Genomic DNA, 5,525 nt, shown 5'->3' on the forward strand with positions numbered 1-5,525 from the left:
CGAGAGGGGCCCTGGTATGGCAAGGTGACGTGAAACAAGGCGGCGCTGACCTTCTGGTCGCGCCGCCGAAGTTGAACGTCAGATTGCCGTGCCAGGGACCCTCGCAGCGTCAAGAGGACCGCCGTTCGGTAGAACGGCGGAACTAATTGTTCAGCATGCGGTCGAAGCTTCCCGAATCGCCATCCCGATAGTCGGCGGTCATCAGAATCTCCTGCGGAATGCGACCGCCCTCGCGCAGCACATTGCGGAACTGCACGCGCGTGACCATAGGCAGATCTTTGATTGTCGCCGCCAAATTCTGCGGCACACCCTGATTGGCAGCCGCAGGCTCGCACTCGCCGCCAGCTTTCACGCGACGTTTGTGCTCGGCGAGCATGGCACGATACATGCCGGCATGCAAGCGAATCTCAACCACATTGGCATTGCGGGCCTGCTCGACGATGCGCGCACCCTCTCGATCGATGTCGCCCACATAGTAGACATAGTTAAAGCGATAGCCGATCTCGGCCAGATAATCATCCAGTGCGTGCGAGACGCTCGCCTTGCAGCCGCCGCCAAAGATCACGCCACCCACCTTGGTGCCAAAAAGCTTAGCGTGCTTGCGGCCGCGCAAGAGCTTGACGATCTCGTCATAGGTGTCTAGGTTCTCGACCATAATGAACGGCTTGTCGGCGCCCAGCGTAAAGAAGCCCGTAAAGTGCACGGGGCGGTTGGGGGCGACCTTAATCGCCTGCATGCTGATACCCTTTTCGGTCATACGCCTCATCAGGCGCTCGCCGTGTTTGCCGTCAAAGGCCTTCTCATCGTTAAAAATCTGGTAGGCGCGCTGGCGACGCGAGGCGACCGGCGTGTCGGCGCCGCGATTCTGCTCAATCCAAGCCTGGATGATTGCAATCTCCTCGGCAATCTTGCGGTTGGACATCTCGTTGTGCTGAGTGCGCTGCGAAACCTTTTTGCCGTCCTTACCCTCAACCTTAACGATTTGAGTCTGTTGCTCCTTAATCTTGGAGAGTGCAGCAGGTGTGGGAACGACCTTGAGCAGCTGCCTGCCCAGGACACGGGCCAGAGCAAAGGCCGAAACCTCGCCATGAGCGGGCGGCTCAGGCTGCTGGGCGGCCGCATCGTTTGCAGTCGGTTTGGGCTGCGTCTGGGATTTGCACTTGGAATCTGTCCGAGTATTGCGCTCTTGCTTTGGCGCGGACGAGCCCTTTTGCGAACGCTCAGGCTTGCCCCCCTTTACTGGCTGGCGCTTGGGCTGCTCCGCCGGAATCTCAGCCTTAGCATCCTTGTTTTGCCCCGCTGCCTGCTCGGCCGCGGATTCGGCATTTGAGCCACGGCCGCCACGGTGACGACGACGGCGAGGCTTGCTCGAAGCGCTCTCCCCCGCCTGCTTATCAGCGGACTGTTGAACTTTGACCTCGGCGTCGGCTGCAGACTGCGACTCGGAAGGCTGCTGCTCGCGAGCCGCCGGCTCAACGGTTTTCTCGGTTTGTTCGGTCTTCTCGGTCTGAGCGGTCGAAGCCTGCTCGCCCTTCTCCTGACGCTTTACGGGATACACGAGCCCCGCAAAACCGCGGCCGGGACGACACGAACCCGGAGCCCTCTTGGCAGACTCCTCAACATCGTCTGCAACCTCGGAAGGCTCTTCAGCCTCATGCGCGACATCCTGCTGCGCAGCCTTAAAGTGAGCACCGCGACGACGCTTGGGCTTTTGCTCCTCCACGGGCTTTTGCTCCTTCGCGGGCTTCTGCGACTCAGCGGCAACCTCGGTCTCAACAGCCTCGGTATCGAGCTCATCCTTTTGAGCCACAGCGCGACGGAAGCGCTCCTGCTGGGCACGGCGCTGCGCATCGCGCTTGCCGCCCCCGCCAAAACCGCCGCGGCCCGCCTTGGCCGTAAAGGCGCGAACGACGCTCTCGTCAAGCAGCTCATCGGTGTCGACGTTCTCGCGCGGAGCCGTTTCCACCGCAACAGGCGCATCGACAACGTCCTCGACGGCCTCTTCGGCAGCCTCGGCAGGCTGCTCCTGGACATCGCGAATCTCGGCATTAATGGTATAGAACGCTGGGCGCCCGTTAACGCCGCTGCCCTCGATCTTGGTAACGATCTTTGCCGCGATAAGTTCATCGCGCATCGCCTTGGTGTCACATTCCTTATCGACGGAACGGAAAATCTGTGCCAGCGCGCTCGACTTGATCTTGAGCGCCTTGCGGCAGAGCAGGTCGTAGGCAACCAGCTTGGCACGCTCGGCAGAAAGCGACGTCTGGCTGCTCAGACGCTCAGCCAGGGCATCGACGTTGTTTTGGTTATCGGAATATACCGTCTTGGCCACGGGGCCCCTTTCATATGTACACATATACGTCTATATGGTACAACGCACGCCCCTATCCACGCAAAACATCTGCGAGAACACCCGGGCACACTAGCTTTTGCATGGAAAAAGGCCGAGTCCGCGCAGTTGCGGACCCGGCCTTTCCGAGTCATATAGATGTGACGTTCAATCCGTTAGGTCGATTAGGCCTTGGCGGCCTCGGCGTTTGCGGGAGCCTCGGCAGCAGCAGCGCGACCATACTCGGCCTTGCCCATCTCGGACCACTCGGGCTCCTCGTCGGGCATGGAACCGGCCTCCTTGCCGAAGAACTCCTTGAGGCAGTTGACGGCAACGATGAGGCCCAGGACCATCAGCAGGACGGCAAAGACGAGCTGCAGACCCTTGGTGGCGGCGACGGAGACGGCGGCCGTGGTGGCGGTAGCCGGGATGGTACCGAAGAAGCCGTAGGCCTGGACGGCGGTCATGCAGCCCATGGCGCTCTGGACCAGCGAGGTAAAGGTGCAGCAGAGCAGGAAGGCGACGGGCACGTAGAGCATCCAGCCCTTGCGGCCGGTGCACTTGCAGAACACGGCAAGGGTGATCATGGTCATACCGCCGAGCAGCTGGTTGGAAGCACCAAAGAGCGGCCAGATGTTGGCATAGCCGCCAAAGGCGAGGGCGAGGCCGGGGAGCAGGGTGACAACCGTGGCGAACCAGGGGTTGCCGAGGACCTTCATGTAACCGGCCTTGGACTCGATGGCCAGGGCGTCGTTGGTCTGGGCAAAGAACTCGGAGAACGAGGTGCGGGCGATGCGGGCGACGGCGTCGAGCGAGGTCAGGGCCAGAGCGGAGACGTTCATGGTCATAAAGACGGTAGCGAGCGTGCCGTCAACGCCGAAGGCCTGCATACCGCGAGAAATGCCAGCAGCGAAGATCTGGAACGGGGTGGAAGCGACGCCGGCGTTGAGGGCGCCGGTACCAGCAGTGTTCATGTCGGAGAACATGATGCCGGCGACGATGATGGCGAGGATGCCGACGAAGGACTCGACGATCATGGCGCCAAAACCGACCTTGACGGCGTCCTGCTCCTTCTCGACCTGCTTGGAAGAGGTGCCCGAAGAAACGAGGCTATGGAAACCGGAGAGAGCGCCGCAGGCAACGGAGACAAACAGGACCGGGAACATCATGCCCGAGGCATTGCTAAAGCCGGTGAAAACCGGAGCGGTGATGGTAGCCTGGCCGTTAACGCCCAGGACGGCGATGCCGAGGACAGCGCAGACGATCATGACGATCATCATGATGGAAGTGAGGTAGTCGCGAGGGGTCTTGAGCATCTGGATGGGCATGGCACCGGCAAAGACCAGGTAGACCATGACGACGGCGAACCACTGGAACTTGTCCAGGTAAACCGGGAACTGCATACCGACGGCGAACATGAGGACCATGAGCACCACGCCGGTGACGAACTCGGCAGCGCCGGTGAGGTTGAACTTCTTCTGAGCCCAACCAAAGGCCATGGCGACGAAGGTGAACAGGATGGAGATGGTGCCAGCGCAGCCAGCGGCATAGGACTTGGTGAAGTCGATGGCACCGGTGGCAGCGCCAGAGGCGTCAACGACCGGGGTGAACATGAACGTCTTGCAGACCATGTCGGTAAAAGCGGCGATGACGATGATGCAGAACAGCCAGCAGAACAGCAGGAACAGGCGACGGCCGGTCTTGCCGATGTACTTCTCGATGAGCTGAGCCAAGGACTTGCCGTTGTTCTTCATCGAAGCGTACAGGGCGCCAAAGTCGTGAACGGCGCCAAAGAAGATGCCGCCGACGAGGACCCAGAGCACGACGGGCAGCCAGCCGAAGGCCATGGCGACGATCGTACCCGTAACAGGGCCAGCACCGCAGATCGAGCTGAACTGATGCGAGAACGCGGTGAAGGCTGAGACGGGCGAGAAGCTCTTGCCGTCCTTCATGCGCTTGGCAGGCGTGAGGGCCTCTTTATCAACGCCCCACTTGTTAGCCAGCCAGCGGCCGTAGCCCAGATAGCCGCAGGCGAGCACCGCTGCGGCCACAACCATGAGCAAAACTCCGTTCATTACATTTCCTCCTCTAAAAAGAACTTCCTAGACATAAAAAATGAGGGCCGTCGGTTGCGCTCGACGGCCCTCATCTTCATCAGCCGCCCGTTATCGTACGGGCTAGCTGTATGTGCTAACCCGCATCAGATAATTACTACGCTGATAATGTTTAGCTGATGCGTGAACATGTCTAAGAAATCCTCTTCAATCATGATGCGAACAATCCGTGCGTGTTCACATCCCCCAGTGGATGAAAAGGAGTATGAAACTTTAGTTGCCTAAAGTCAACGCAAATATGTAATGAATTTTCAACTTTTTTTGAATTTCTCGGTATAAAACGTCACTGACCTAGGACTTTACCCCACGACAGTTTTTGCTTGAGAGATACTCCTCGGGGGCGGGGCGGGCGCCTGCCGCCATATATGAACTTTCCTGCTCGGACAGTCCTGCTCACGACGGAGGCCACATTAAGTGGCCTCCTGTTCGTGCGGAACTCGCGATAAAGTTCATATATGGCGGCAGGCGCCCGCCCCGCCCCCGAGGAGTTCCCTTCCCAAATCTCAACTCTGTTATCATAATTACGATAATATCCTGATAGCTCAGGAGGTAGCTGTGAATATTAGGCCAGTCTCAGATCTTAGAAATCACTACCCGGATGTTGAACGCGAAGTCGAACAGGAAGGTCCGGTTTTTCTAACTAAAAACGGGCGGGGCTCTATGGTCGTCATGAGCTTTGAGCAGTACAAGTCACTGAGCAATACAATCGAGAGCGCACTTGATGCCGCTGATCGTCAGGCTGCCAGCATGCAACTTCGCTATACACACGACGATGTCTTTGGCTCTGTCAGAAAAATGCTCGACGGCGGTCTCGATGAACAGGCACTATAAGCTCCGCTATCTTCCCCTATTTTGGGAGGACCTCAGCCAAGCAGCGTCATATATCGCCTTTGATCTCAATAACCCCGCTGCAGCAAATAGGCTTGTCGACAATGTTGAAGCAGGCATACTCGAGCATCTCAAGAATCCAACCATGTCACCAACATACCCTTCGACAAGAAGACGGTTGCACCCGTATTACCGCTTCTACGTTGGCAACTACATGGTTTTTTATGTCGTCATCGACGACGTCATGGAAGTCC

General features: G+C 58.5%; 4 protein-coding genes. 2 read left to right on the forward strand and 2 right to left on the reverse strand.

Going from position 1 to position 5,525, the window contains the following annotated elements; translation table 11 throughout:
- Positions 1-142: 142 nt before the first annotated feature.
- Positions 143-2,332, reverse strand: coding sequence for a hypothetical protein (locus ACQRCA_RS08180; RefSeq protein ID WP_427719855.1), 2,190 nt, complete (start codon positions 2,330-2,332; stop codon positions 143-145).
- A gap of 182 nt (positions 2,333-2,514) precedes the next feature.
- Positions 2,515-4,404 carry a carbon starvation CstA family protein gene (locus ACQRCA_RS08185; RefSeq protein WP_427719856.1) on the reverse strand — a complete coding sequence of 630 codons (1,890 nt, stop codon included), beginning with the start codon at positions 4,402-4,404 and terminating at the stop codon, positions 2,515-2,517.
- A 594-nt stretch (positions 4,405-4,998) separates the two neighbouring features.
- On the opposite strand from ACQRCA_RS08185, the gene ACQRCA_RS08190 reads away from it, so the two are divergent.
- Both ACQRCA_RS08190 and ACQRCA_RS08195 read left to right on the forward strand, forming a co-directional pair.
- Positions 4,999-5,274 carry a type II toxin-antitoxin system Phd/YefM family antitoxin gene (locus tag ACQRCA_RS08190; protein ID WP_152077364.1) on the forward strand — a complete coding sequence of 92 codons (276 nt, stop codon included), beginning with the start codon at positions 4,999-5,001 and terminating at the stop codon, positions 5,272-5,274.
- Positions 5,258-5,525, forward strand: a 268-nt coding sequence (locus tag ACQRCA_RS08195) for a type II toxin-antitoxin system RelE/ParE family toxin (RefSeq protein ID WP_427719857.1), incomplete at its 3' end; no start/stop codon positions are given. The genes ACQRCA_RS08190 and ACQRCA_RS08195, both read left to right, overlap by 17 nt.

Origin of the sequence: Collinsella sp. SGI.095, assembly GCF_050314535.1 — a bacterium.
Taxonomy (GTDB): domain Bacteria; phylum Actinomycetota; class Coriobacteriia; order Coriobacteriales; family Coriobacteriaceae; genus Collinsella.

Excerpts from the sequence above, each read along its gene's own strand:
- ACQRCA_RS08185 (WP_427719856.1), bottom strand. The coding sequence starts at position 4,404 with ATGAACGGAGTTTTGCTCATGGTTGTGGCCGCAGCGGTGCTCGCCTGC.